Source organism: Acinetobacter sp. CIP 101934 (genome assembly GCF_000369585.1).
GTDB lineage: Bacteria > Pseudomonadota > Gammaproteobacteria > Pseudomonadales > Moraxellaceae > Acinetobacter > Acinetobacter schindleri.
In genome coordinates this window covers 1-1,814 of record NZ_KB850100.1, presented here as the reverse complement: position 1 = coordinate 1,814, position 1,814 = coordinate 1, and the positions used below count along the sequence as shown (strand labels likewise).

Sequence of the window (1,814 nt, the reverse complement as noted above, 5' to 3'; positions counted from 1 at the left end):
ATTAAAACGAGGTTTACCTTGCATTAAAACGAGGTTTACCTTGCATTAAGCGAGATAATTATATAACCTCGTCTTATTGAATTAAAAATATAATCTTTTCATATGAAAACAGAACTAGTTGTTAAAGATAACGCCTTAATCAATGCCAGTTATAACCTCGATCTAGTTGAGCAGAGGTTAATTCTCCTAGCTATTGTTGAAGCAAGGGAATCGGGTAAAGGGATAAATGCTAATGATCCACTAACAGTTCATGCTGAAAGTTATATTAATCAGTTTGGTGTACATCGAAATACGGCTTATCAGGCGTTAAAAGATGCTTGCGATGACTTGTTTGCAAGACAATTCAGTTATCAGAGTCTTAGTGAAAAAGGTAACATTATTAATCACAAATCAAGATGGGTGAGCGAGGTGGCTTATATTGATAATGAAGCTGTCGTTAGACTTATTTTTGCCCCTGCTATTGTGCCTTTAATTACTAGGTTAGAAGAACAATTTACAAAGTATGAAATACAACAAATAAGTAATTTAACAAGTGCTTATGCTGTTCGTTTATATGAAATATTGATTGCATGGCGTAGTACTGGAAAAACGCCTCTCATAACTATGTATGATTTTAGACAAAAAATAGGTGTACTCGAGACTGAATACAAACGAATGTATGATTTTAAAAAATATGTTTTAGACATTGCATTAAAACAAGTAAATGAACATACCGATATTACTGTCAAAGTTGAACAGCATAAAACAGGTAGATCTATTACTGGTTTTTCATTTAGCTTTAAACAGAAAAAATCAGCCACGCATTCAGTCGAATCTAAAAGAGATCCGAATACATTAGACCTCTTTTCAAAAATAACAGATAAACAACGCCATCTATTCGCCAACAAGCTCTCAGAGCTTCCTGAGATGAGTAAATATTCACAAGGCACAGAAAGCTATCAGCAGTTTGCTGTACGTATAGCTGCCATGCTGCAAGATGCAGAGAAATTTAAGGAATTACTTCCTTTACTCAGAAAATTAGGATTTCAATGACATTGTTAATTGAAATTGTTAAGTTAACAGTCAGGTATTAACACAAGTTGAAAACTGGTTTACATAATGAAAAAACTGTCAGTTTCAGAGTTAGCTAAGCTTTATGGATATTCAAGACAAGCCATATATGCACATATAAACAAAGGAAATTTATCTAAAGGATCTGATGGATTAATTGACTTTTCAGAGGCCCTAAGAGTTTTTGGGGAACCACAAAAAAAAGAGGATACAGTCAATCAAAGTCAATCAATTAACAGTCAAAACTTGACAGAAGTTGACTTACTAAAACGTCAAGTTGACATACTGGAAAAACAATTAAATCAGGCAATACAGAGAGAAAATCAATCTTTAGAACGTGAATCGTTTTATCAAGAACAGATTGAAGCTATGCAGCGCTTACTAGAAGCACCAAAAGCCAATATGACTACCTTTACCGATCAGAGCTTTAAACAGGATATAGCAACGGATCCTCGGTCGGAACTAGCAACGAACTATGACGAATTGACTACTCCTCAGCAAGACAATAAGCGTATTCCTATCCCGGAGCATGTTGAACCAGAACAGAAGAAGAGAGGCTTCCTAAGCCGCTTTTTCCTTCCATATGGTTAGCCAAGACTCCAGTTTTTTGAAGAGCCAATTTCAGTGCAAGCACTTGAAATAATGACTCCTCAAAAAACCGGATGATGTTTATTAAAACTGAATAAAACCGTGGAACATCGCTCAATTAGTGAGCGTGGAACATGAATAATCAATAAAAAGCCGTTCTGGTGCCCTATACTCCA

2 protein-coding genes are annotated in these 1,814 nt (G+C 35.2%); both read left to right on the top strand.

The genetic code is table 11. From position 1 onward, the window contains the following. Window positions 1-102: 102 nt before the first annotated feature. Entirely contained in the window at window positions 103-1,032 is a 930-nt protein-coding gene (gene repM / locus F899_RS15035) for a replication initiation protein RepM (RefSeq protein ID WP_004896921.1), read from the top strand. Window positions 1,033-1,098: 66 nt separating this feature from the next. Next, complete coding sequence (locus F899_RS15030) at window positions 1,099-1,641, top strand: plasmid replication DNA-binding protein (protein ID WP_004896925.1); 543 nt, start codon at window positions 1,099-1,101, stop codon at window positions 1,639-1,641. The last annotated feature ends 173 nt before the right edge of the window (window positions 1,642-1,814 follow it).

Excerpts from the sequence above, each read along its gene's own strand:
- repM (WP_004896921.1), top strand. The coding sequence starts at position 103 with ATGAAAACAGAACTAGTTGTTAAAGATAACGCCTTAATCAATGCCAGT.
- F899_RS15030 (WP_004896925.1), top strand. The coding sequence starts at position 1,099 with ATGAAAAAACTGTCAGTTTCAGAGTTAGCTAAGCTTTATGGATATTCA.